Genomic DNA, 23,492 nt, shown 5'->3' on the forward strand with positions numbered 1-23,492 from the left:
TATAATGACATACATTATACAGGCTAATTACGAGGTTTTAACGAAAGGGGTCACACGATTTGAAAAATACATGGATTAAAATACTAACAGCTACAATGTTGGTATTCGGAGTGATGGCACCAGCAACGGGGTTTGCATCTGATAATACGCCTCCGAAAGCAATTGATGAAAAACTAGGCGTACCTATTGTTGTGTATGGAGCCAATTTATCTGAGGATGAAAAAGAGTCAGTAAAGAAATCATTAAAAGTAAGTGAAGAACCTGAAATCGAAGAAATTACTGTGTCAGGTCAGGATCTGGTTAAATACATTAAAGATAGTAATTCAAGTTCTCGTATGTATTCTTCTGCTAAAATTACACGTAGGGATGCAGGAAAAGGTCTAGTGATCGAGATTGTAACACCATCCAATATAACGCAAGTTACTTCAGAAATGTACGCGAATGCCATGCTAACAGCAGGGATTCAAGATGCAACAGTACAAGTAGCTGCACCGAAAGCTGTTACAGGTCATTCAGCGTTAGTAGGTATCTACAAGGCTTATGAGGTTACAACAGGTGAAACACTTGATATTGATCGTACAGATGTAGCAAATGAAGAATTATCAGTAGCAACATCCATTGCAGAATCGGCTGGGGTAGATGATGCAAAGGTTGCAGAATTATTGACAGAAATTAAAAAGCAAATTGCTGAATTAAAGCCAGCAACACGAGAGGACGTTGAAAAAATCGTCCAGGAGCAATTAAATAAGCTAGAAATCAACTTAAGTGAAAAGGATCGTCAATTGCTAGTGGATTTAATGGATAAAATCAGTAAGCTAGATATTGATTTTAGTAAATGGTCCGAACAATTAAATGATATTAGTAACACCATTCAAGAAAAATTCGGTTCCCTTATGGAAGATAAAGGATTCTGGGAAAGTGTGAAAAGTTTCTTTGCTAATTTAAAAGATACTATTTCTTCTTGGTTTAACTAACGATTTAATAGTAAAAGAATCTGTAATACTCACATACTAGAATGAGTGCACAGATTCTTTTTTGTTTAGGAGAGTTAGGAAGTTTTGTGAAAATATAAAAAGCTATGGTACTATGAATAAAAGGAGTGGTGAGAAATGGAATTCCAATTACAACAACTAGCGGAAAATAAGTTTGCATTTTTAAATGAGCAAGATGGGGAAAGACTAGCAGAAATTACATGGCAGCAAAATGGTCAAGTAATGGTAATGGATCACACATATGTATCAGATAAACTCCGAGGACAAGGTGTGGCTAAACAATTACTCGATCAGGCTGCATCCTATGCACGTGATAAAGGCTATAAAATGGAAGCTGTTTGTTCCTATGTTGTTGCAGCATTTGAAAAATCAGATGCATATAATGATGTGAAACAATAAAAAATAAAGCAATCTGCTTATGAGATAAGCGGATTGCCTTTTAATTTTTTGAGCAAATCATTTTAGCAGCTCCTTACAGTAAGATGACACTATAGATTAATACAGTTAAGAAGCCAGCTCCACCTATTAATGATGCCATATCTACCCAATCATACGCTAAGTCGAAATCTTTCATCCTAATCACTCTCCTGTTTTAGTATTAATTCATTAATTCCCTTTACTTGCCTTTTATAATCATAAGTAGTTACAAAATTATGATGAATGAAAAAAATGATGGTAAGAGACTCGATATAAATAGAATCTAAGTGTAATTGTCTCCCATCATGGCAAGACGAAGAGTATAGAAATAGTGAAATGGTTACTAGATAACAAGGCAAGGTTTAGCTGTACATTGATATATATGCTAGAGGTTATAAAAAAATAATGTTTATTCTTTTAAGAATAGGGAAAAACTATACTACAGAGCTAGTTTCTATATTTTTAGGAGGTAATAAATCATGGCAAAACGAAAAGGAACAGGTGTTGTCATTGCAGGATTAGCAGGATTAGCAGCATCTTATTTTAGTAAAAAAGAGAATCGTGATAAAGCTTTAACAATGTTTAATGGTTTGAAAGCCAAGTTAGAGTCATTTCTTACAGCAGGTCCTGAAATGCATGACAATATTGCGGAGCGTGTTTCAACAGAGGTTGCAACAGAGGCAGGCACCTCACCAACAAAGATTGCCTCAAATGAAATGGTAGCTGAAGGCGGAGGACATACAGGTGTCCATTTCTATAATGAAGAAATTCAAGAAAAAGAAAAATAACGAAAAAACCTTCTCATCTATGCGTGAGAAGGTCTTTTGTGTGGAAGTAGGATGACTCCCGCGAAGATTAGTAATACTATTCCCGTAAAGATAAAGCCGCTAATAATGCCCAGTGACAGCCAACCTAGTAAAGAGGAGCCAAGCACTACGCCAAGGGAGAAAAATGCATAGAAATAGCCGTATGCTTTTCCACGTACTTCAGCAGTTGTGGAGTCAATTAGTAGGGAATTTACTGAAGGGAATAGGAAACCGAATCCGATTCCATAGCAAGCCATCGCCATATATAGTAAAGAGCTAGAATCAGCCTGACTAATTAATAATTGGCTTATTCCCATTAAACCTATACCAAAGGACAATGTTTTGAGTGGTGAGACCTTATCAAATATACGGTTAGTTGGTAATAGAAAAACTAGGACAGCAATAATACCAAAGGTGCTCATTAAAGTTCCACTTAAACGCGAGTCAAATCCTAAAGATTGAACTTTTAGTGGGAGTAGGTAGGCAATAACACCTTGAGAAAACATTAAGAAGAATGCGCCTAAAAAGGCTTTTAATGTACCCGTGTTATTAAAAAATACACTGATCGAAATATATGTACTGGGTTCTGCTTTTTCTCTTTGTACCTGCTTTGTTTTCAACATAAAGAACGCTAGAATACCTAGCATAAGCATAGAGCTTGCCGTGATATTGAAAACGAATGGGACGCTTGTTCGACTTGCTAATATACCACTAAATGCAGGGCCGATAATTGCTGCAATCCCTACAAATGCGCCGGAAATAGCACTGCCCTTTCCCCTTTTTTCTTGTTCAGTAGCGTTTGCTAAAAAGGTAAAGGCAGCTGGAACTATAAAGCCTGCAACAAGTCCATGGATAAAACGTACAATTAAAAGAGCAATTGGTTCTTCTATTAAATTATATAGTGTTAGCGATAAACCTGTTGTCAGAAGACCTGTTATAAGGATGATAAAAGGTCCTTTACGATCTGTTAAAAATCCGGAAATGATATTACCAAAAGTGTTGGACAGCGAATACATACCTACAGCAAGACCTGTTAGGAATGCAGAGGCACCTAGAGATTCAGCGTATGTACTCATAACAGGCAACTGGGTAAAAAGATCGAAAAATGAAAAGAAAATAATGACATAGATAAATTTTTTCATAGTTCCTCCAATGAAATCGAGCAGTTTAGCAAGGTAGTTTCATATGGTCCTATTATAGCATTTTCCAATAAAAAAGAACGTCCAATAAGTTTGACTTATTAGACGTCCTAAAAAGTAGTGATTAAGCTTTTGCAACTTCTTTTTTCATTGTTTTGTTTTTAGCAAGGTTTACATGCCAAGAAAGTGCTTCTTCTAAAATATGAGGTGTTTGGTGGTTACCAGTTGCTTCAACTGCACGGTTGTAGTAATCCCATAATTGTTCTTTGTAATCTGGGTGTGCACAGTTTTCGATAATTAAAGGTACACGCTCTTTTGGAGCTAGACCACGTAAGTCAGCAATACCTTGCTCAGTTACGATTACATCTACATCATGCTCAGTGTGGTCAACGTGAGAAACCATAGGCACGATAGAAGAGATTGCTCCACCTTTTGCATATGATTTTGTGACAAAAATACCTAGACGTGCATTACGTGCGAAGTCACCTGAACCACCGATACCGTTCATCATACGAGTACCAGATACATGTGTTGAGTTTACGTTACCATAGATATCTAACTCAAGAGCAGTATTGATTGAGATTAATCCCAAACGACGGATAAGCTCTGGGTGGTTAGAAATTTCTTGTGGACGTAAGCAGATTTTGTCAGCATATTTTTCTAAATTGCCGTATACTTTTTTCTGCAATTCTTCAGTAAGTGTAATTGAAGTAGCAGCGGCAAATTTAACTTTACCTGCGTCAATCAAGTTAAATACAGCATCTTGTAGTACTTCAGATGCAACAACTAAATCTTCGAATTCTGAATCTGCAAAACCGTCTAATACGGCATTTGCTACAGAACCTACACCAGATTGTAGTGGCATTAATTGTTTTGTTAAACGACCCGCTTTAATTTCATCACGGAAGAAGTCTAATAGAATGTTTGCCATTGTTTGTGTTTCTTCATCTGGTGGTACGATTAATGAAGGCGCATCTGGCTCTTCAGAAATAACAATTGCTTTAATTTTTGCTGGATCAACTTTGATACCAATATCACCAAGGCGCTGCATAGCATCTGTCATTGGGATAGCTTCACGGTTACCTTGTTCACCAGGTACATAAATATCGTGGATACCGATTAACGCTTCTGGATGAGAAATGTTTAACTCGATAATAATATTTTCAGCATATTCTGCGAAGATTGGTGAGTTACCTACAGAGTTTGTTGGAATGATAAATCCATCTTCAGTAATAGCAACTGCTTCAAGAATTAGATATTTAATTGGTCCAATAATTCCTTGGCGCACTAGCTCAGCATTGTGTGAAAGATGAGCATCTACATAAAGCACATCTCCTGAGTTAATTAAATTACGGATACCCGCGTCACCTTGGAATGGTCCACGTTTACGAATTGCACCAGCTTCTGCTAAGTACTTGTCTACTTCTGGTCCTAATGATGCACCTGTATATACATCAATTTTGAATTCTTCATTTTTTGCGCGCTCAACTAATGCCATTGGCACAACTTTTGCGTCCCCAGCACGAGTAAAACCACTCATACCAACTACATCACCGTTAGAAATAAGTGCTGCTGCTTCTTCTGCAGTAACAATTTTACTCTCAAGTTCTTTTAAACCTAGGCGTTTTTGAACATTTGCATCCATAAAAAATCCTCCCCTAAATAATTTTGATGGAAACCGATTACAAAACTAGAAAAAACCTTTATGAATTTTCTGTTTATTCAGTTGTAGTATGACTCCAACCATTTGAATAATACTATCACCAAATTGTCACAAAAACTTTAGAATTAGCATTAAATTGAGTAAAAAAAGGAAAATCGAGCATTAAGATGATTTTTCGACAGAGAAAACGTTTTATTGTAGAGCTGTATAAATTTAGAGGATATCAACATAAAAACGATGTAAAAAAGGGAAGAGGGGAAAGAAAAGGAATTAAATTTTTTCGTAAAAAAGTACAGCGAACAATTTACAAATTGTTCGCTGTACATAGAAATTAGAAACCTAAAGAACGACGGAAGTAGCTTGCATAGCGTTGGCTTACAGGAATACGAGTACCGTCCTTCATAATTAATAAAAACGTTGAGTGTGAATCTGGTTGAATTTCATCGATGTAGTCAATATTAACGATATATGAGCGGTGACAACGAATAAATGAATCAGGTGCTAAAAATAGCTCTAAATCACTTAGGTTTAAACGGTGATAACCTTCACGAGTCATTGTTTTAACAAATGTTTTACGGAGTTGTGTTTCTAAATAAATAACTTGATCATGTTGAATTGGGTACCAGCAATCATCGATTTTGATTGTAATGTAGTTTGTTAAGAATGCTGATGGTTTTTGCGGGAAGATAGCAGTGATTGCTCCTTTTGTTTCGCCTTCCTCCATTAATGGAATACTCATTCCGTAGTAAGCGACACCGAATACATCGGGTTCGATGTAAGAGCTAATTTTTTGACCATAGCTTAGTGCTTTGTGTGCGGCTGAACCTTCTTTAATAGGGTCACCAGGTTTAATTTTTAAATCAACTTTTTTGCTTGGCTGGTAATATAAATATTCATTGGTATCAGAAATAGCAATGGAAGTATTCTCAGGGAAGAATTCCTTAATAATCTCCATTATTTCTTCTATTTGTTTTGGATCCACTATAAACACCTCGTCTAAACTTTTAAAAATAGTATTATCATCTATTTTACTACATATTCATATAAATTATATAGAGAAGATTTAGGAATAAAATAGAAAAATGTCGATTGACACATTAGAATGACGTCAGAAGTTTTGTATAATTTGTAAATTAATTTATTTAATGACTAATTTTTTTTGATAGGTATATGGTAAAATTTAATTGTTAGAGATAAGTTTACGAGGTTTCTACTATGCCTATGTGATTAATTAGCACTAGAGTAGCAATTAAAATGTGGTTGAAAGGAACTCGCAGAATATGGTAAAATTCACTGTATAGTCTATTTTTTTAAGATCTGGTGTTTTAGTTGGGTTATATTTGAGTTATTTTTTATAAAAAATTGTGAAATAGGACTCAATTCTTATATTGAATTAACAAATACTATTTTCTTATTTTTAATTTGTAAGGATTGGTGTCAAATTTTGTCATGCAATTCGTGTACTCTGAGGAAAGATGGGGAAGATTATGCAACTACATCAACATTCTATGTCAGAAACGATTTCAAAAAGATACTTCCAAGAAATCGATAATATTAATCAATATATCGGTGTCGAAGAATTTTTTAATATTGAGTCGAAATTAATTTTTGAAATTTACCATTTAGAATCTGCCAAAGCTAAAAAATCTTTGCATGAATTAATTGATATTCTTTCAATACGTTTTGGCAAGCAGGTCATAAAAATTGTTCGAAGTTATTTTTCCGTTTTGTCCTCCATTGTGGCCCGTAAATTGCTGGACAATCAAGTGCCTTCGAAAAAAGCTTTTGCTTTTAATATTGCTTGTAACGATATGATAGAAAATCAAATGAAAGATGCAGAGTTTTTACAATTTGCTGATGATTTAATTGATTTCTTTGTCTACTTTATTGCAGATCGCAAACAACCGACTTTCCGACATCAAACTGTCAACAAAGTGATCATGTATATAAATGACGAGCTTGAAAATGATTTAACAGTGGAAAGTATCGCTAACAATTTTCATATAAGTACGAGTCACTTATCACGTATTTTTAGAGAACACGTTGGCATTACATTAGTAGAGTATTTAAACGTGCGACGTGTAGAAGAATCACAATACTACTTACGACATACCAACAAGAGTATTACTTCTATCTCCGATCAATTCCATTTTTGTAATCAAAGTTATTTTACTCGTATTTTCAAAAAATATACTGGGGTAACGCCTAAGCATTTTAGAGATGAACTACATCATGAATTTTACCGTTTTGAAATGGCAGAGACTGAATTACTAAATGTTTAAAACATTGAGCATAGAACAAGAAAAGGTGCGAACGTATTAGCATAGCTAAAACTCGCATCTTTTTTATGAATTAATTTATGGAATGGTGACGAGAATTAGTAGCACTTGCTATTTGATAAAGATAGACCCTATAAGGTATACTTCACAGTAGTTGATAAATAATAGTAGGTGGAAAAATGAAAAATTGGAAGCTATTTTCAATGCTTGGACTGGCTGTTTTTGTTCTTAGTGGCTGTCAAGCTGTGCAAAACAAAGAAGGTTTTTTCTACAGTATCTTTGTAAAACCTATGGAGTTTTTACTGGAATTTTTCGGGAATGATATTTTTTCAGGAAGCTATGGTTTAGCAATCATTGCGATAACAGTTCTTATTCGTTTAATCTTAATGCCGATTATGTTGAAAAACTATCGTCAACAACAATTGATGAAAACGAAAATGGATGCGTTTAAACCTGAAATGGAAGCTGTTCAGAAAAAAATGAAAGAAGCTAAAACGAAAGAAGAGCAAACACAATATCAACAAGAAATGATGGCTCTGTATCAAAAGCATGGCATTAATCCGCTCAATATGGGTTGCTTACCGATGTTGATTCAAATGCCAATTATTATGGGTCTTTATTTCTCGATTTTGTATTCTACAGATGTAAAATCACATGAGTTTTTATGGTTTAGCTTAGGTTCACCTGATATTGTTATGACCATTATTGCAGGGATTGTTTATCTAGTTCAAGCTCGTGTATCATTATGGACTGTACCTGAACAACAAAAGGCTCAAATGAAAATGTTTATTTATATTTCACCAATTATGATTGTCTTTATCTCGATGTCTTCAATGGCGGCCCTACCACTATATTGGTCTGTCAGTGGTGCATTGTTGATTATTCAAACATATATTGGACGTAAATATTATTCGGAGCATCCCGAAAAAGCAAAATCATAAATTCATTGTTGTCGAGGCGCTTCTGTTGCCTCGATTTTTTTAGGAGGACAGCAAGATGAACAGAAAGTGGCTATCATCAATTTTTGTTGCAATTTTTAGTATTGCGGCACTAGTATTTATAATAATGGGGAAATTTAATTTTGCGGTATTGGCAATGACAATTATGTTTACCTTATCGAACGGGTTTAGAGCAAAGAGTTTTGAAGAGCAGGGCTATGTAAAAGAGTCGAAATGGATGAAGTATATGGCAATTTTTTTCGCCATAGCTTCTATAATAGTATTTGTCATTATTCTAACAGACTAAACTGTAAAGATTTGCGTGGGAAAATTGCACTTAAAAATGTGAACAGTGCTAAAATGAGATTATATCAAACAGGTAATATAATAAAATCGGTATTTCAGGATGAACCTTTTAAAAATCATCCGTTGGGATACCTGATAATTATTAAAGGGGCATAAATAGTGAAAAACAATCGTCTTCCGCTTATCCTTGGTGCTTGCATTTCTATCGCTTTAATTGTTGCTATTTTTGTAGTTTATAACTATAAAAATAATCAAGTTAATAATGCAGCGGATGAGCAACCAAAAACAACAGAAACAAATAATTCAGAGAAAGATTCTACTGCAACAGAGAAGCCAGTTAAAGAAAAACCAGAAACACCTGCAAAGCCAGAGCAACAACCTGATGAAAATGGCTATCTACCAAATCAAACATTACCTACTGAACCAACTTATATAAAGGGCGTTCTGCTAGCGAATAAAATTTATCCGCTTCCTTCAACTTTTGCACCTGAGGAAAATCCAGAAGCACGACAAGCGCTAAATCAGATGTTAGCTGCTGCCAAGCAACAAGGGTTTGATTTAGTCGCATTTAGTGGTTACCGATCATTTGAATATCAAACAACGCTTTATGAAAACTATGTTAAACGTGATGGACAAGCAGCTGCAGATCGATATAGTGCCCGTCCAGGCTATTCGGAGCACCAAACAGGTTTAGCGTTCGATATAGGCGAGCGCGGAAAAGAAGATTTATGGCTGACAGAAGAATTTGGAGAAACACCGGCAGGACAATGGCTATTTGCTCATGCCCAAGACTATGGTTTTATTCTTCGATTCCCGCAAAACAAAGAAAACATCACAGGTTATATGTATGAGTCGTGGCATTATCGCTATGTGGGCAAAGATATTGCAAAAGAGATTGCAAAACAAAATATTACGTTAGAAGAATATTTGGGCGTTAAATAAAAAAAGGGAGAGGAGTGGTTCTATAAGAACTAGCTCTCTTCCTTTTTCTATTTTATAAAATAGGTGTTAATAAACGAGAAATGGATTCTTTAAATTTAATAAGTGCTGAGCGGTTTTTGTACATTTCCCATGTTAATTCCGTACAATCAAAAATATCCTTTTCAAACAGCTCTGCAAGTTGGTGCGATATATTGGCATCATAAATAAAGGCATTGACTTCAAAATTAAGACTGAAGCTTCGTACATCGATATTAGCTGTTCCGACAGAGGATGCCTCGTCATCAATAATGATGGCTTTTGCATGGATAAAGCCTTTTTCATAAATGTATACTTTCGCTCCAGCACGTAATAACTGTCCTACATAGGAATAAGTCGCCCAATAAACAAACATGTGGTCAGGTTTATTAGGAATCATAATACGTACATCAATGCCAGATAACGTAGCAATTTTAATGGCATCTAAAAAACTTACATCGGGAATAAAATAAGGTGTCTGAATGTATATATATTTTTGAGCCATGTTAATGAGTTTTAAATAACCGATCTTAATTTGTTCCCAGTCCGAATCTGGTCCGCTTGAAACAATTTGTAAGCCAACGTCTCCTTTTTTAGGAATCGCAGGGAAGTAACGATCAGAGTAACCCATTTTTTGTTGTGCACTTGCTTGGTTCCAATCAAGTAAAAAACGTGTTTGCAAAGGATGTACGGCACTTCCCTCAATGCGTAAGTGAGTGTCTCTCCAGTAACCAAACTTTTTCTGTAACCCTAGGTATTCATCACCTACATTAAAGCCTCCAATATAGCCAATTCGGCCATCAATGACAACTATTTTTCGGTGATTTCTAAAATTTAGGCGGGGATTAAGGAGTGGCAAAATAGAGGGGAAGAAAACTTCTACTTCACCACCAGCATTAAGCAATTCCTTAAAATTGCGCTTTTTCACATTACGTGACCCCATCTCATCGTAGAGAAGACGTACCTTGACACCTTGCTTTGCTTTTTTAGTTAGTGCATTGACGATACGAGTACCTAAGTTATCAAGGCGGAAGATATAATATTGAATGTGAATATGATCTTTTGCTGCTTCAATATCTTTAAGGAGTTGTTCAAATTTATCGGCACCATCGTCAAAAATATCTAGATGGTTGTCCTGGGTTAATACCGCATTATTTGTTCTGAGGTGCATGTAAATCATCTCTTGATAGTTTTCGGCATTTGCAATGCGAAATTCAAATGTTTCATCACGAATGGCTTCCATTTGGTAAGTAATAAGGTTGTCTATCCCAATATCCTTACGTCCTTCCCAACGGAATAAATGTTTTCTTCGTAACTGTCTTCCGAGTAATAGGTACAAAATAAATCCAGCTAATGGCAGGAAAAATAGTACGAGAATCCACGCCCAAGTAGAGGTAGCATCTTTACGTTCTAAAAAAATGATGGTCATAGCTAATAAAATATTAAAAAATAAAGTTAAAGGGACTAAATATTGTATATCTGTAAAAATGCTCATTCCTACACCTGCCTTTACTATTGTTAACAACATACTTTAGTATAGCCTACTTCAAAAGAGGAAAGAAGATACGAAATGGCTAGATCATATGGAAATGGCGTAGCTCGGAAACTGATCAAAGATACTCCAACACCTTAATCAAGTCCTAATCCAAAACCAACCTCCAATGATAACACATTTTAGCTTGAAGTAGCTTGATATCTCCATTTAAAAAATAAGAGCAGCTAGCTATTTTCTTCATCCTATCAGAACAGGAGAGGGGAGAAAGCATTGTGCATGATAATCTTGTTTAAACATAAGCACTTGCATAGAATTGTAATCATGACTTAGCAATACGAAATGTGCTGTAGAAGTCAAAACTATTCATAACGCAATGATTTTTTTGATGCCTTATATATATAAATAAGACTTATCGACAAAATAGCAATCACTGCCGAAGTATAATAACCAAGACTAGCTTGTACTGTAAATAGCCAAGTGAAAAAGAGTGGGCCGAGAATACGACCTAAGTTATCCATTGAATAGGAGAGCCCTGCGGCAGTACCATATTGTCCTCCAGATTCTTTAGAGGAGAGCGATACCACACATGTTCTAGCAAGTGCATTACCAGCTGTAAAGACACAAAGGGCTAGGCCAGCCATAAAAAGGTTAGTAGTTAGTGTGAATAAAAGCATTCCTATAGCTGTTACAATTTGTGCGCCGATTAACCAGGTTGTCTCGCTACCGTTTTTTATACGCCGAACGACGCCACCTTGAATTGCAGCATCAACAAAGCCACTAAACATAAATAAATAACCAATTTGCAATGGTGTAATGTGAATTTTTTCGATTTGGAATAATTGGAATGTAGCCTCAACACCTGCTAGCATAAAGGTTACTAAAAATGAAAACAGAAAGAGATAACGCACTCGGTATTGTAGCATTTTACCAGCGCCTTTTGGCACAATAGCACGTTTATTCGAATCTTTTCGTTTTTCTGGTTCTTTTAAGACGAAACTTGCATAAATAAATAATAGTGCAATTAATATTGCGGAAGCGATAAACGGTAATTGCAAGCTATAATGTCCTAGCATACCGCCGATTGCTGGACCGAAAATAAAACCAAGACCAATGGACATGCCCATAAAGCCCATATATTTATTACGATCCTCTTCACTGGACATATCTGCGATAAATCCTGTTACTGCTGTATATAATGCTCCTGAAAATAAACCACCAATAATACGAGAGACATACAAAATAGTCAGGTTATCAATAAATAATGAAAAAATAACAAAGCTAAGGCTAAATCCAACAAGACCTGTTAAAATTAAATGTTTACGCCCTACCTTATCGGATAGCATGCCCCAAAATGGTGCTGTGAAAAAACTTGCAAGTGAGTAGACAGTTAATAATCCACCAACGTGGAGATCATGCCAATTTTGCTGTACAATCACCTCTGGTAAGACAGGAATAATAATGCCAAATCCAAGATAGACGAGGAATTGAACAGACATCAATAATAAAATTGCCTTCTTCATACAGTTCCCTGCTTTCATACGATATTTCAATATGTATATTCTAACCTTCTTAATCTTGCGATTACAAGAATGTGGAGGGAGATCTTTGGATAATGAGTAATGAATCGGTAGGAAAGAGGTGCCGCTTAAAACAAAAGAGCAAGTCAGTGAATAAAATAAAGCCACTTCGGGCAGTTTAAATATGTTTGATAGTAAAGAGTGATGGGTATAAAAAATTTACAATGTAACAAAATTGAAAAAAATTTTATGTAAGTTAAGTGCTATGATAAATTTGTCAGACATCTACTCTTAGAAAAATGAAACTTTTTTGTAAATAAAACGTTATATAAAATCGAGGAAAGATTGAGGTGGAATGTATGACGAAAGAAGTAGATTTGAAAAAGATTGTTTCGAATTTATCTAAGTTGGGTGTAACAGCCACTGTAACAAAGTCTCGACTAGAACTTTTAAAAGTGCTCACACCACCAACGCAGACACCGCAAGTTCAAGCTTAACTCGTTTACAATAGAAAAAGGGAAGTCTCCATGTAAGAGACTTCCCTTTTTCTATATGTTTATTCATCTTCATCATGTGTTGTAAACATGTATGTGCGATAGTGGAACCGCATACTAAAGACAAGACCAATAGCTAAAGCATTTCCCATTAAAGAACTTCCTCCGTAGCTAATAAACGGAAGCGGAATACCTGTAATAGGTAATAATTGAATTGTCATTCCTATATTTTCGAAAACGTGGAAGGTAATCATAGCAATAATACCAGCACAAACATATGTTGAAAATGGATCTTTTAATAAGAGTGTTGTTTTTGTTAAGTGATAAATTAATAAGAAGAAAATACAAATAACAATACTAGCTCCAATAAAACCCCATTCCTCACCAATTACTGTGAAAATAAAATCGGTATGGTTTTCTGCTACATATACTTCTCGATTTCGAAAACCTTTACCAAAAATTTCACCTGACCCAATGGCATTTAACGATGTAATTAAATGATAGCCATCACTAGATGAATAGGAATAGGGATCTAGCCAGGAGTAAATTCGAGCAAACTGGTAAGCTTTAAAGCCAAATGTTTTCTCAAGGAAATCCTGCATGTAAAGTGCCATCCACAATAGTGAACCACCTGCTAGCACGCCACCTAAAAATGTAGGAAGAATGATTTTCCAAGAGATACCCGCTACAATGATGAGAGCTGCAGTAATCGCTAAGAATACAAGAGCTGAACCAAGGTCAGGCTGTTTTAAAATAATCCCTAAAGGTACGATTAATGTGATACCGATTTTACCAAGTAGTAAAAAATCAGTTTTTAAAGATCTTAATGAATAAACTTCATGATGCTTACTTATCAATCGTGCTAGTGCTAAAATGTAAAAGGTTTTCATAAACTCAGAAGGCTGAATATTTCCAATCGGTGTGTGATACCAGCTTTTAGCACCATTAACGGGTGCACCGATTTGGCCTTCTCCTTCAGGCATAAAAATAAGCAGTACCAATAAGGCAATCCCTGCTCCATACATATACCATGACATTTTTTTGTATTGATCTGGTTCAAAAAACATCACAATGCCAATAATTACGGCACCAATTATATACCATTGCATTTGTTTTGGTACGTAATTAATGCCATACTGACCTGATGTTTGTGCAGATGCAATAGCTAACAAACTAATGACTAGAAAAGTGAAAAGAATAAAAGCAAGGGTCCAGTCAAAACGATTTGCGAAATTTCGTTTATTTTCCATAAAAGCCACCTAAATTAAAATAGTATCTCAGTATGAGTAAATGTGATGCGTTTCTTCCTATTTCGTTTATAATTGTTCAAAGAAGAGAGCAATTTATAGGAGTTAGGTATTGGTGAAAAAATAACCTTCATCTACTGATAAGCTTGCAATTTGCTTTGAATATTGTCAATGGAATTTTAAGCAAATACTTGTACTCAATGAGTAGTCTTAAATTTGTATGCAAATGCATGTTTAACATTCCTATTATAACGCAAAAAACACTTTTATGCCTGCGTATATAGTTGTGACGACAATTAACATAAAATGTTTCAAAAAAATGATGTTTAGTCTTATAATGTATTGAAGAATGGGGTGATGGTTGTGGCTAAAAAATTAAAGTCAGCTGATGATTTTATGTATCATATTTATGTTCACATGAACGATGTCGATAAATTTGTCATTTTTAGCGGGTTAAAATTCTCGCAATTTGTGGCTGCGCTTGAACCACTGCATCACTTACTGTTATTAAAACATTCCTATGAAGACGGTTCTTTTAATATGCATACACAGTTTGAGTATGTACTGGAAGAAGAGGTTCCTCGTTTTGTGAAAAAATCAGCAGAATCGAAGGAATTGTGTTGGGTTGATTTTATGGACGAAAAGAGGCTAGATCATCTAACACCGATGGAACAAGGAGAACTGCTCTACATAAGTCATAAAAAAGAACCGATTACGTCTGCATTTTTTAACAAATTACAAAATAGATTCGTTTATTATTCTTCAGATTTAGAAAAAATGACTAAAATCTATTTCCGGCACTTAAGTGATTCGGATTTACTAGTTGCAAATGTTTTTAATAGTTTAATTCGTGAAAAGGAGCGGAGTACTGGTTTTTGGCGTCGAAAGGTCAAATCGAGTATTCCATCCATATCGCCCGACTTTTTACGTTCTTATCGATCCTTTGCTAAAGATGGAGCGTTATTATCTTTGTATAGGATTGAAAAACCAAAAGCAGCTTACGGGATAGAAGTTCGTAACCTATCAGAATATTCCTTTCCCGATGAAGTTTGGGATGACTTAAATACCATATTGAAAACGGAGCATGATGAATTGATTTATATTATTTAATCTTCATAATAAAGGCAGATGTTTTTATATCTGAATCAAATGAAGATAAACTGTTGGCAGATGTGATAGATTTTGAAGTGTGGATATAGACAGGACAAAATCCAGACGCAATGAGGCCAAGGTATAAACGTTGAAAAGTACACTCAAATCTCACCGTCAAAATTACGGTGAGATTTTTATGTCATTTGTCAAGACGTTTCATGATAAACTAATAGTACTCAAGAAGTATGTGGAGGGCACAAAAATGAAAAAAAGAATCGGTTTATTATACGGCGGAAAGTCAGCGGAGCATGAGGTGTCCTTATCGACAGCTCGTGCAGTTACAGGAGCTTTGAATTTCGAGGAGTATGAAGTATATCCGATTTTCATTACATCTGATGGGGAATGGCGACGTGGTGAACGTTTAGAAAAACCTGTTAGTACAATTGAAGAATTACAATTTGGTGATGATACCACAATTTTAGAGAATAATATTACTGATTTTTTAATTGATAAGCATGGCAAGATGGTGCAGTTTGATGTTATTTTCCCATTACTACACGGTACAAATGGTGAAGATGGAACGGTGCAAGGTTTACTTGAGGTTCTAAATCTACCGTATGTAGGGAATGGTGTTTTAGCATCTTCTGCTGGTATGGATAAAGTGGTAATGAAGCAATTATTTGAAATTGCTGGGTTACCGCAGGTGCCCTATACGTATTTTATTCGTAGCGAATGGAAGAATGAGCAACAGGTAATTATTGAACGCTGTGAAGAAAAATTAAATTGGCCGATGTTTGTAAAGCCAGCAAACTTAGGATCAAGTGTTGGAATTAGCAAAGCAATAAACCGTGAAGAATTAGTAAAAGCAATTGACGTTGCCTTACAATATGATCGTAAAATTGTAGTTGAGCAAGGAATCACTGCTCGAGAGGTTGAATTAGCCGTGTTAGGAAATGATTATCCTGAAGTTTCTGTTCCAGGTGAGATTAAACCAGTTACTGAATTTTATGATTATGATTCGAAATATAAGGACGGCTCCACAGCATTAATTATTCCTGCTGAGCTTCCGATGGAAACAGTATCTAGCTTAAAGGAACTGGCGAAACGTGCATTTAAAGCAATAGATGGTAGTGGATTAGTTCGTGCTGACTTTTTTGTAACAGCAGATAATAGCATTTTTATCAATGAAGTAAATACAATGCCAGGTTTTACACCTGTCAGTATGTATCCTTTATTATGGCAACATACAAATGTGAGTTATCCAGAGCTGATTGATCGTCTAATTACCTTAGCGATTGAACGTTTTGAAGAAAAACAACAGCTTCACTATAAAAAAGACTGAGTGGGATTATTGTGAAAAAAACATTAAAACAATTAGCTGCATGGTTAAATGAGGATGTGTCAGTTTTTGGTGACACAGTTGTATCAGGTATATCCATTGATACAAGAACAATTCAACAGGGCGATTTATTTGTACCATTCCGTGGAGAGCATTCAAATGGGCATCAGTTTGTGAATCAAGCATTTGAGAAAGGTGCTGGAGCTTCTCTATGGCAAAAAGACGAGCCAAATCCACCAGAAGGGGTCCCTTTATTATTTGTGGATGACCCAGAGTTAGCTTTGCAGGAAATGGCACGTGCGTATCGTAACGAACATAAAGCAACATTTATAGGCATAACAGGGTCAAATGGTAAAACATCAACAAAGGATATTTTAGCAGGGACACTTGCTCCATTTTTTAAAGTACAAAAGACTATTGGGAACTTTAATAATCAATTAGGTTTACCAATTACAGTTTTACAGCTCGATGAAGATACTGATGTAGCTGTCCTTGAAATGGGTATGAGTGGTTTTGGGGAAATTGAATTTTTATCTAAGCTTGCTCGTCCTCATATGACAGTTATAACAAATATCGGTGAAGCCCATATGCAAGATTTAGGATCACGAGCAGGTATTGCGAAAGCGAAGTTTGAAATTATTCAAGGAATGCAGCCAGATGGCCTTTTATTCTATGATGGAGACGAACCACTGTTACAGGAGTTAGTAGCTAAGGAGTCACACTTACAGTCAGTGCCATTTGGATTAGACCCAAGTAATCTTTTATATGCTGAGAATATTCATGCCAATGCAGATGGAAGTAACTTCACAACGCACGGTATAATTGAGGGTGATTTCTTTATTTCAGTTCTTGGCAAGCATCAAGTGAAAAATACACTAGTGGCGATGCTAATTTCTCATAAGCTTGGTTTAAGCAATGAACAAATTCGTACATCCTTAGAGCATGTAGTGTTAACAGACATGAGAATGCAACAAGTACAGGGATCGAATGGTGCTCTCTTTATAAACGATGCCTATAATGCAGCTCCAACCTCGGTGAAAGCCGCTATTCAATTTATGGCTACTTCAACTATTCGTCCTGAAAAATGGCTTGTATTAGGAGACATGTTAGAGCTAGGGCCAAATGAACAAAGTTTTCATGAAGAACTAGCGGAGCATATAAATGAGCAGGAAATAGATTATATCTGTTTATTTGGTCCTCGTATGGCACATCTTTATAAAGTATTAAAAGAGCGCTTTGATGCACAACGGTTACTGTATGTAGAAGATGATTATTCGGCTATTATTGAAAAGCTAAAGCAAGCAAATGAATCCTCTATCGTTTTACTGAAAGGCTCACGTGGTATGAAATTGGAGACAGTTTTAAAAGCATTTGCATTATAGTATTAATGAATCGGTGGGATCAAACCCACCGATTTATTCATATAGTTTATCTTTGTTAAACGAGGTGAGGATGTTGTCAGTAGGTGTACTAAGTATACATGGTTTTTCAGGTGGTCCTTATGAGGTGGAGCCATTCACAGCATACTTACGGGCACATACAGATTGGTTAGTTGAAGAGCCTACATTATCAGGCCATGGAGAAGAATTACATATGAGTGGGTTTACTGCAAGGCATTGGTTAATGGATGCTGAACTCGCCTTCCGGTCATTAGCAAAAAAAGTTGATGAGGTCATAATTGTTGGTTTTTCGATGGGAGGGATTATCGCGTTATATTTGGCCAAGCGCTATAGAGTAAAAAAGCTCGTATTGCTGAGTGCCGCTGCTAAATATGTAAGCCCTAAACAATTGGTAAAGGATTTCAAAATGTTAGCTTCTGAAGCCTATCATCATAATTTAACGAATAATGAACTTTTTTTACGCTATCAACATAAGTTTAACAATGTACCATTAGCGTCAACAATAGAATTTATGAAATTGGTTAAAATGGTGGAACCTTATTATCAGCATATTCAAATTCCAGTTTATATCGTGCAAGGGAAAATGGATGGAATAGTACCCTACCAGACGGCACAATTTCTCTTTGATGAATTATCCTCTAAAGAAAAAAACTTGTATTTTTCTGATAAAGGTAAGCATCATATATGTTTTGAAGAAGATTGTTCTGAATGGTTTCCTCAAGTTTTAATGTTTTTAAAGGGTGAGTAAAGTAGTCAGATTATTACGACTCATGCGTTATCGTTGCATACGATTTAAAGCCATGTTAGACTAGTGTAAGCAATGGATACATTTTGTGCGAAGACTCTTCATATTTGGTTGAAGAGTACTTTTTTTTGAAACATAACGGTTTTATTCTAAAGTGAATAATTACGACAGAATCGAACCGCTCGGTAAAGACCGGGCTTTCCTTTTCATATAAGAGAGCTCTATATGAACTATCATGTAGAGAAAATTTTTAAGTAACGGAAACGTTCCACTACACAGGCTCGAATTTGCCGACAACTTCATCTGAAAATGTAACCATTTGTCAACTTAAAAGGAAAAAAAGGAGATTGAGAAGTTTGACAAATTTTTCAGAATTAAATATTAGCGAATCTACATTACGCTCAGTAAAGCGTATGGGATTTGAAGAAGCAACACCAATCCAAGAAGGTACTATTCGTTTTGCGATTGAAGGCCGTGACGTATTAGGTCAAGCACAAACTGGTACTGGTAAAACTGCCGCTTTCGGGATTCCACTAATTGAAAAAATCAATCCAAAAAACCCTAATATTCAAGCGTTAGTCATCGCACCAACTCGTGAGTTAGCTATTCAAGTTTCTGAAGAGCTATATAAAATTGGTTATGACAAACGCGTAAAATTATTATCAGTTTACGGAGGTCAAGAAATTGGCCGTCAAATTCGTGCACTGAAAAATAGACCTCAAATCATTGTTGGTACGCCAGGACGTATTATTGATCATATTAATCGTCGTACGTTAAAATTAGAAGATGTTCAAACATTAGTATTAGATGAAGCAGATGAAATGTTAAACATGGGCTTTATCGATGATATTAATTCGATCTTAGAAAACGTGCCTGCTGAGCGTCAAACATTATTGTTCTCAGCAACAATGCCACCAGCAATCCGTAAAATTGCAGAAACATTTATGCGCGATCCAGAAATTGTGAAAATTAAAGCGAAAGAATTGACTGTAGACAATATTGATCAATATTTTGTTAAGTCAGCTGAACGTGAAAAGTTCGATATTTTATCTCGTCTTTTAAATGTTCACCAGCCAGAGCTTGCGATTATTTTTGGTCGTACAAAACGTCGTGTAGATGAGCTTGCACAGGCCCTATCAATTCGTGGATATTTAGCTGAAGGTATTCATGGTGATTTAAGTCAAGCGAAGCGTATCTCTGTATTACGTCAATTTAAAGAAAATAAAATTGATATTCTTGTTGCGACAGATGTAGCAGCTCGTGGACTTGATATTTCTGGTGTAACACATGTTTACAACTTTGATATCCCTCAAGATCCAGAATCTTATGTTCACCGAATCGGACGTACTGGCCGTGCGGGTAAATCAGGTCTTGCTGTAACATTTGTTACTCCACGTGAAATGGGTTACTTACGTATTGTAGAAGAAACAACGAAAAAACGTATGACACCACTTCGTCCACCAACATCTGATGAAGCATTAGAAGGTCAACAACGTTTAGCTGTAGAAACACTTGAAGGTCTTATTGCTAATAATAATTTAGGTGATTACCGCACATTTGCAGCGGAATTACTTGAAAATCATGAAGCAATTGATGTTGTGGCAGCTGCTCTTCGCTCGTTAACGAAAGAGCCAGATGATACACCGGTAACAATCACAGAAGAACGTCCATTACCAATGCGACGTGAACGTTCTAGCAATAATCGTGGTGGTGGTGACCGTGGCCGCAGTAACCGTAGCTATGGCGGACGTCGTGACAATGCTCGCAGTGGAGATCGCCGCAACAGCCGTCGCGAAGGTGGTCGCCGTGAAGGCGGACGTCGTGAAGGTGGACAAGGTCGTTCTCGTTCTCCACGCCGTCACGAAGACTAATCTTAATCAAATATACGTAATCTTTATGTTAAACCTTACAGTCTTATTGGCTGTAAGGTTTTTTTCGGCTATAGTTGAAACAAAAAGGTAACTAAATCCGTATACCTAATGAAGAAAGCGAGGGGAACGACTATGAGATCACAACCGATTCATCAAATATCCAGAAAAGGGCTAACTGTGTGGCGTTTATATGGAGTCATACAAACATTGGTGCTATTCATTATAGCGGGGCTAGTAAGCTACGGTACTTATTATTTTGATTGGCCATCATTTATTTATTTCGTTGCTGGTGCAGTAGTAATACTAAGCGCCATATTATCCATATTTTTATTCCCAAAAATAAGATGGGAACGATGGCGTTATGAGGTCCGAGAACATGAAATTGAAGTACAACATGGTTTATTTGTAGTGAAACGGACTTTAATCCCAATGGTTCGGGTTCAACATGTTGATACGACACAAGGGCCGATTTTAAAAAAATACGACTTAGGTAATATTTCTATCTCAACAGCAGCAACTGTACATACGATTCCAGCACTTGTAATGGGTGAAGCAGATTTACTTCGTGCTCGTATCTCTGATTTAGCAAGGGTGGCTGAAGATGATGTCTAAGGAGATTAATCGTTTACATCCAATATCTGCTGTGATTACGAGCGTCAAAGCATTAAAAAGTATGATATTACCAATTGTGATTATTATCGTAAGTAACGGCTTTAATTTTTCTTTAAACTTCCGTAGTGACCATTTTTTTGATACGATTTTACTTTTCGGAGTGTGGGGAGTCGCGGCCCTTCTTGCGCTCATTGGGGGAATTATAAAATGGCGGACATTTGTTTACTGGTTTGAAGACGGGGAGTTACGTGTAACATATGGGTTATTTGTTAAAAAGAAGCGTTATATTCCATTTGAACGCATTCAAAGCTTAAATTACAACGAGGGTATTTTTCATCGTCTTTTTGGTTTAGTGAAAGTTCAAGTAGAAACGGCTGGTAGTAAGGGAGGTAAACCTGAGGTCGAGCTAACAGCCATTCGCAAAGCCGCAGCAGATGTTATTGAATTAGAAATGCGTCGCGCTAAAAATGAAACAGTTCTACAACGGGATGATCAAGAGCAAGTACAGATCATGGAGGAAGCTAGATCAACTCCAACGATTTACCATATGTCCATGCGTGATTTACTCGTATTAGCAACAACATCTGGTGGAATTGGCGTGGTACTGTCAGGTCTTGCAGCTGTTGCCTCACAGTTTTCCGATATTATACCGTATGAAACAGTTTTTCATGAGTTAGCTGACTTTGTGAAAGTCGGTGCATTTTTAATAGCGTTAACGGTAATGTTGGTTTTAATTGTAGCTTGGGTTGTATCGGTGGTCATAACATTGATTAACTATTATGATTACACGGTTCGTATTGAAGATAATAAACTGATTATCACAAAAGGTCTTTTAGAGAAAAAGCGTATAACGCTGCCATTGAATCGAATTCAAGCCATTCGTATTGTTGAAAATCCATTACGTCAATTAACAGGATTTGCTACGGTGGTTGTAGAAAGTGCTGGAGGTAACGGTGAAGATGGAAATGATAAAAAAATTACGTTGTTTCCACTTATTAAGAAGCATGATTGTTTGCAAACATTAGATCAGCTTTTCCCAGATATGGATTGGAATCCAACATTTATTCGATCACCAAAAAATGCGAGACCATTCTTTTATCGTATTGATTTTATTTGGTTAGTCCCTGTTATAGGTGCATGTAGTTATTTCTTTTATCCATATGGACTATTGTCGTTGCTATTAATCCCATTAACGATACTACTTGGTATATGGCAACATAAAACAGCGGGTTTCCAAATTAATGGAAAACAACTAGCTATGCAGTATCGAGTATTTAGTCGAATTACATTGATCATGGAGAAAAAACGAATACAGTCTATTGAAAGTACACAATCGTTCTTTCAAAAACGAAAGAATGTTATGTCTATTAAAGCAACAGTAATGTCAGGGGCAACAGGTACAAAAGGAAGTGTATCAAGCCTTGAGCAACAAGATGCGGAAAAGATCTTAACGTGGTATGAACATTAATTAACAAAAAGCCAATTCTTACAATTTTATGGTAGGATTGGCTTTTTTAGATACAAAAAACTATTTCTGCGTTTATAATAAAATAAATAAAACAAAAGGGGTGGGACTTTGTTTAAATATGTTATTAATGAAAGTGCTTATCTGAAGCTATTGGATTTAAGTGATGTAGATGAATTATTTGCCTTAACTGACCGTTCAAGGGATACATTACGTGAATGGTTACCTTTTGTAGATGATGTCAAAACAGTAACAGATACCGAGCGATTTGTAAAAAGGGCTATGCAACAATATGCTGATCACAATGGTATACAGGCGGGGGGATATACTATGATGGAAAGCTAGCGGGTGTGATAGGGTATCATCAAATCAACTGGCAGCATAAATGGACAAGCATTGGCTACTGGTTAGGGAATGAATTTGTGGGTAAGGGACTTGTAACGAATTCCATGAAAGCATTGATTGATTATGCTTTTTACTATTTAAAGTTAAATCGTATTGAGGTACGTGTAGCTGTAGGAAATATTCGTAGTCGTACAATTCCAAAGGTGCTAGGCTTCCATGAGGAAGGGCGCCTAAGGGATGCGGAATGGCTTTATGATCATCATGTGGATCAAGTAGTTTATGGTATAACAGCAGCGGAATGGAAAAAAATAAAGATGGCAAATGAAGCTACAGTAGTTTTGTAGCTGAAGTTATGTAACAAAAAAGGAGCTGC

General features: G+C 36.0%; 21 protein-coding genes and 1 pseudogene. 16 read left to right on the forward strand and 6 right to left on the reverse strand.

The window, feature by feature from the left end; all coding sequences use genetic code 11:
- The first annotated feature begins 59 nt into the window (after nt 1-59).
- From ABC382_RS17700 to ABC382_RS17710, 3 genes are all read left to right on the forward strand, one after another.
- Nucleotides 60-974 (forward strand): DUF1002 domain-containing protein, encoded by a 915-nt coding sequence (locus ABC382_RS17700; RefSeq protein WP_274794701.1) that lies wholly within the window; start codon nt 60-62, stop codon nt 972-974.
- Nucleotides 975-1,109: 135 nt separating this feature from the next.
- Nucleotides 1,110-1,391 (forward strand): GNAT family N-acetyltransferase, encoded by a 282-nt coding sequence (locus ABC382_RS17705; RefSeq protein ID WP_274794700.1) that lies wholly within the window; start codon nt 1,110-1,112, stop codon nt 1,389-1,391.
- A gap of 497 nt (nt 1,392-1,888) precedes the next feature.
- On the forward strand, nt 1,889-2,197 hold the full coding sequence (locus ABC382_RS17710) for a hypothetical protein (RefSeq protein ID WP_274794699.1): 309 nt from the start codon (nt 1,889-1,891) through the stop codon (nt 2,195-2,197).
- Nucleotides 2,198-2,214: 17 nt separating this feature from the next.
- Here ABC382_RS17710 and ABC382_RS17715 read toward each other — a convergent pair whose 3' ends face one another.
- From ABC382_RS17715 to ABC382_RS17725, 3 genes are all read right to left on the reverse strand, one after another.
- The gene (locus ABC382_RS17715) at nt 2,215-3,357 is read right to left on the reverse strand and encodes an MFS transporter (RefSeq protein ID WP_274794698.1); all 1,143 of its coding nucleotides are present in this window, start codon (nt 3,355-3,357) and stop codon (nt 2,215-2,217) included.
- A gap of 121 nt (nt 3,358-3,478) precedes the next feature.
- Nucleotides 3,479-4,999 (reverse strand): succinyl-CoA:acetate CoA-transferase ScpC, encoded by a 1,521-nt coding sequence (gene scpC / locus ABC382_RS17720; RefSeq protein ID WP_274794697.1) that lies wholly within the window; start codon nt 4,997-4,999, stop codon nt 3,479-3,481.
- A 349-nt stretch (nt 5,000-5,348) separates the two neighbouring features.
- A complete protein-coding gene (locus ABC382_RS17725) occupies nt 5,349-5,999 on the reverse strand; it encodes a LytTR family DNA-binding domain-containing protein (protein WP_274794696.1) in 651 nt (216 codons plus the stop codon).
- Between the two features lie 505 nt (nt 6,000-6,504).
- Between ABC382_RS17725 and ABC382_RS17730 the strand changes: the two genes are divergently transcribed.
- From ABC382_RS17730 to ABC382_RS17745, 4 genes are all read left to right on the forward strand, one after another.
- The gene (locus ABC382_RS17730; protein WP_274794695.1) at nt 6,505-7,299 is read left to right on the forward strand and encodes a helix-turn-helix transcriptional regulator; all 795 of its coding nucleotides are present in this window, start codon (nt 6,505-6,507) and stop codon (nt 7,297-7,299) included.
- 176 nt (nt 7,300-7,475) lie between these two features.
- A complete protein-coding gene (gene yidC / locus ABC382_RS17735) occupies nt 7,476-8,237 on the forward strand; it encodes a membrane protein insertase YidC (RefSeq protein ID WP_274794694.1) in 762 nt (253 codons plus the stop codon).
- A 55-nt stretch (nt 8,238-8,292) separates the two neighbouring features.
- Nucleotides 8,293-8,541, forward strand: coding sequence for a hypothetical protein (locus ABC382_RS17740; protein WP_274794693.1), 249 nt, complete (start codon nt 8,293-8,295; stop codon nt 8,539-8,541).
- Nucleotides 8,542-8,699: 158 nt separating this feature from the next.
- Nucleotides 8,700-9,482 carry a M15 family metallopeptidase gene (locus ABC382_RS17745; protein ID WP_322610596.1) on the forward strand — a complete coding sequence of 261 codons (783 nt, stop codon included), beginning with the start codon at nt 8,700-8,702 and terminating at the stop codon, nt 9,480-9,482.
- A gap of 52 nt (nt 9,483-9,534) precedes the next feature.
- Here the strand turns inward: ABC382_RS17745 and cls are convergent, their stop codons facing one another.
- Together cls and ABC382_RS17755 are read right to left on the reverse strand one after the other, a co-directional pair.
- Complete coding sequence (gene cls / locus ABC382_RS17750) at nt 9,535-10,992, reverse strand: cardiolipin synthase (RefSeq protein WP_274797388.1); 1,458 nt, start codon at nt 10,990-10,992, stop codon at nt 9,535-9,537.
- A gap of 359 nt (nt 10,993-11,351) precedes the next feature.
- Nucleotides 11,352-12,512 (reverse strand): MFS transporter, encoded by a 1,161-nt coding sequence (locus ABC382_RS17755; RefSeq protein WP_274794691.1) that lies wholly within the window; start codon nt 12,510-12,512, stop codon nt 11,352-11,354.
- 356 nt (nt 12,513-12,868) lie between these two features.
- Between ABC382_RS17755 and ABC382_RS17760 the strand changes: the two genes are divergently transcribed.
- Nucleotides 12,869-13,006, forward strand: a complete 138-nt coding sequence (locus tag ABC382_RS17760) for an Lmo0850 family protein (protein ID WP_004232019.1) — start codon at nt 12,869-12,871, stop codon at nt 13,004-13,006.
- Between the two features lie 59 nt (nt 13,007-13,065).
- On the opposite strand, the gene ABC382_RS17765 is transcribed toward ABC382_RS17760, so the two are convergent.
- On the reverse strand, nt 13,066-14,253 hold the full coding sequence (locus tag ABC382_RS17765) for an FtsW/RodA/SpoVE family cell cycle protein (protein WP_274794690.1): 1,188 nt from the start codon (nt 14,251-14,253) through the stop codon (nt 13,066-13,068).
- A 354-nt stretch (nt 14,254-14,607) separates the two neighbouring features.
- On the opposite strand from ABC382_RS17765, the gene ABC382_RS17770 reads away from it, so the two are divergent.
- The 8 genes and pseudogenes from ABC382_RS17770 to ABC382_RS17805 all read left to right on the forward strand — a co-directional run bounded on the left by ABC382_RS17770 (nt 14,608) and on the right by ABC382_RS17805 (nt 23,463).
- On the forward strand, nt 14,608-15,360 hold the full coding sequence (locus tag ABC382_RS17770; RefSeq protein ID WP_274794689.1) for a hypothetical protein: 753 nt from the start codon (nt 14,608-14,610) through the stop codon (nt 15,358-15,360).
- Between the two features lie 244 nt (nt 15,361-15,604).
- The gene (locus ABC382_RS17775) at nt 15,605-16,684 is read left to right on the forward strand and encodes a D-alanine--D-alanine ligase (RefSeq protein WP_312506964.1); all 1,080 of its coding nucleotides are present in this window, start codon (nt 15,605-15,607) and stop codon (nt 16,682-16,684) included.
- A gap of 11 nt (nt 16,685-16,695) precedes the next feature.
- A complete protein-coding gene (locus ABC382_RS17780; RefSeq protein ID WP_312506963.1) occupies nt 16,696-18,063 on the forward strand; it encodes a UDP-N-acetylmuramoyl-tripeptide--D-alanyl-D-alanine ligase in 1,368 nt (455 codons plus the stop codon).
- A gap of 73 nt (nt 18,064-18,136) precedes the next feature.
- Complete coding sequence (locus tag ABC382_RS17785) at nt 18,137-18,829, forward strand: alpha/beta hydrolase (RefSeq protein ID WP_274797387.1); 693 nt, start codon at nt 18,137-18,139, stop codon at nt 18,827-18,829.
- Nucleotides 18,830-19,182: 353 nt separating this feature from the next.
- Nucleotides 19,183-20,697 (forward strand): degradosome RNA helicase CshA, encoded by a 1,515-nt coding sequence (cshA, locus tag ABC382_RS17790; protein WP_412927001.1) that lies wholly within the window; start codon nt 19,183-19,185, stop codon nt 20,695-20,697.
- 132 nt (nt 20,698-20,829) lie between these two features.
- The gene (locus ABC382_RS17795) at nt 20,830-21,309 is read left to right on the forward strand and encodes a PH domain-containing protein (protein WP_274794685.1); all 480 of its coding nucleotides are present in this window, start codon (nt 20,830-20,832) and stop codon (nt 21,307-21,309) included.
- Nucleotides 21,302-22,777: a PH domain-containing protein gene (locus tag ABC382_RS17800; RefSeq protein ID WP_322610599.1), complete on the forward strand. Its 1,476-nt coding sequence runs from the start codon at nt 21,302-21,304 to the stop codon at nt 22,775-22,777. Before ABC382_RS17795 ends, ABC382_RS17800 begins: the two co-directional genes overlap by 8 nt.
- A 108-nt stretch (nt 22,778-22,885) precedes the next feature.
- A pseudogene (locus ABC382_RS17805) lies at nt 22,886-23,463 on the forward strand (GNAT family N-acetyltransferase).
- The last annotated feature ends 29 nt before the right edge of the window (nt 23,464-23,492 follow it).

The organism is Lysinibacillus phoenicis, assembly GCF_047238325.1.
Lineage (GTDB): Bacteria > Bacillota > Bacilli > Bacillales_A > Planococcaceae > Lysinibacillus > Lysinibacillus irui.

What these genes read in the sequence shown, in the direction of transcription:
- ABC382_RS17740 (WP_274794693.1), top strand. Translation starts at nt 8,293, where the DNA reads ATGAACAGAAAGTGGCTATCATCAATTTTTGTTGCAATTTTTAGTATT.
- ABC382_RS17715 (WP_274794698.1), bottom strand. Translation starts at nt 3,357, where the DNA reads ATGAAAAAATTTATCTATGTCATTATTTTCTTTTCATTTTTCGATCTT.
- ABC382_RS17775 (WP_312506964.1), top strand. Translation starts at nt 15,605, where the DNA reads ATGAAAAAAAGAATCGGTTTATTATACGGCGGAAAGTCAGCGGAGCAT.
- yidC (WP_274794694.1), top strand. Translation starts at nt 7,476, where the DNA reads ATGAAAAATTGGAAGCTATTTTCAATGCTTGGACTGGCTGTTTTTGTT.
- ABC382_RS17800 (WP_322610599.1), top strand. Translation starts at nt 21,302, where the DNA reads ATGTCTAAGGAGATTAATCGTTTACATCCAATATCTGCTGTGATTACG.
- cls (WP_274797388.1), bottom strand. Translation starts at nt 10,992, where the DNA reads ATGAGCATTTTTACAGATATACAATATTTAGTCCCTTTAACTTTATTT.
- ABC382_RS17705 (WP_274794700.1), top strand. Translation starts at nt 1,110, where the DNA reads ATGGAATTCCAATTACAACAACTAGCGGAAAATAAGTTTGCATTTTTA.
- scpC (WP_274794697.1), bottom strand. Translation starts at nt 4,999, where the DNA reads ATGGATGCAAATGTTCAAAAACGCCTAGGTTTAAAAGAACTTGAGAGT.
- ABC382_RS17795 (WP_274794685.1), top strand. Translation starts at nt 20,830, where the DNA reads ATGAGATCACAACCGATTCATCAAATATCCAGAAAAGGGCTAACTGTG.
- ABC382_RS17760 (WP_004232019.1), top strand. Translation starts at nt 12,869, where the DNA reads ATGACGAAAGAAGTAGATTTGAAAAAGATTGTTTCGAATTTATCTAAG.
- ABC382_RS17730 (WP_274794695.1), top strand. Translation starts at nt 6,505, where the DNA reads ATGCAACTACATCAACATTCTATGTCAGAAACGATTTCAAAAAGATAC.
- ABC382_RS17710 (WP_274794699.1), top strand. Translation starts at nt 1,889, where the DNA reads ATGGCAAAACGAAAAGGAACAGGTGTTGTCATTGCAGGATTAGCAGGA.
- ABC382_RS17770 (WP_274794689.1), top strand. Translation starts at nt 14,608, where the DNA reads ATGGTTGTGGCTAAAAAATTAAAGTCAGCTGATGATTTTATGTATCAT.
- ABC382_RS17765 (WP_274794690.1), bottom strand. Translation starts at nt 14,253, where the DNA reads ATGGAAAATAAACGAAATTTCGCAAATCGTTTTGACTGGACCCTTGCT.
- ABC382_RS17755 (WP_274794691.1), bottom strand. Translation starts at nt 12,512, where the DNA reads ATGAAGAAGGCAATTTTATTATTGATGTCTGTTCAATTCCTCGTCTAT.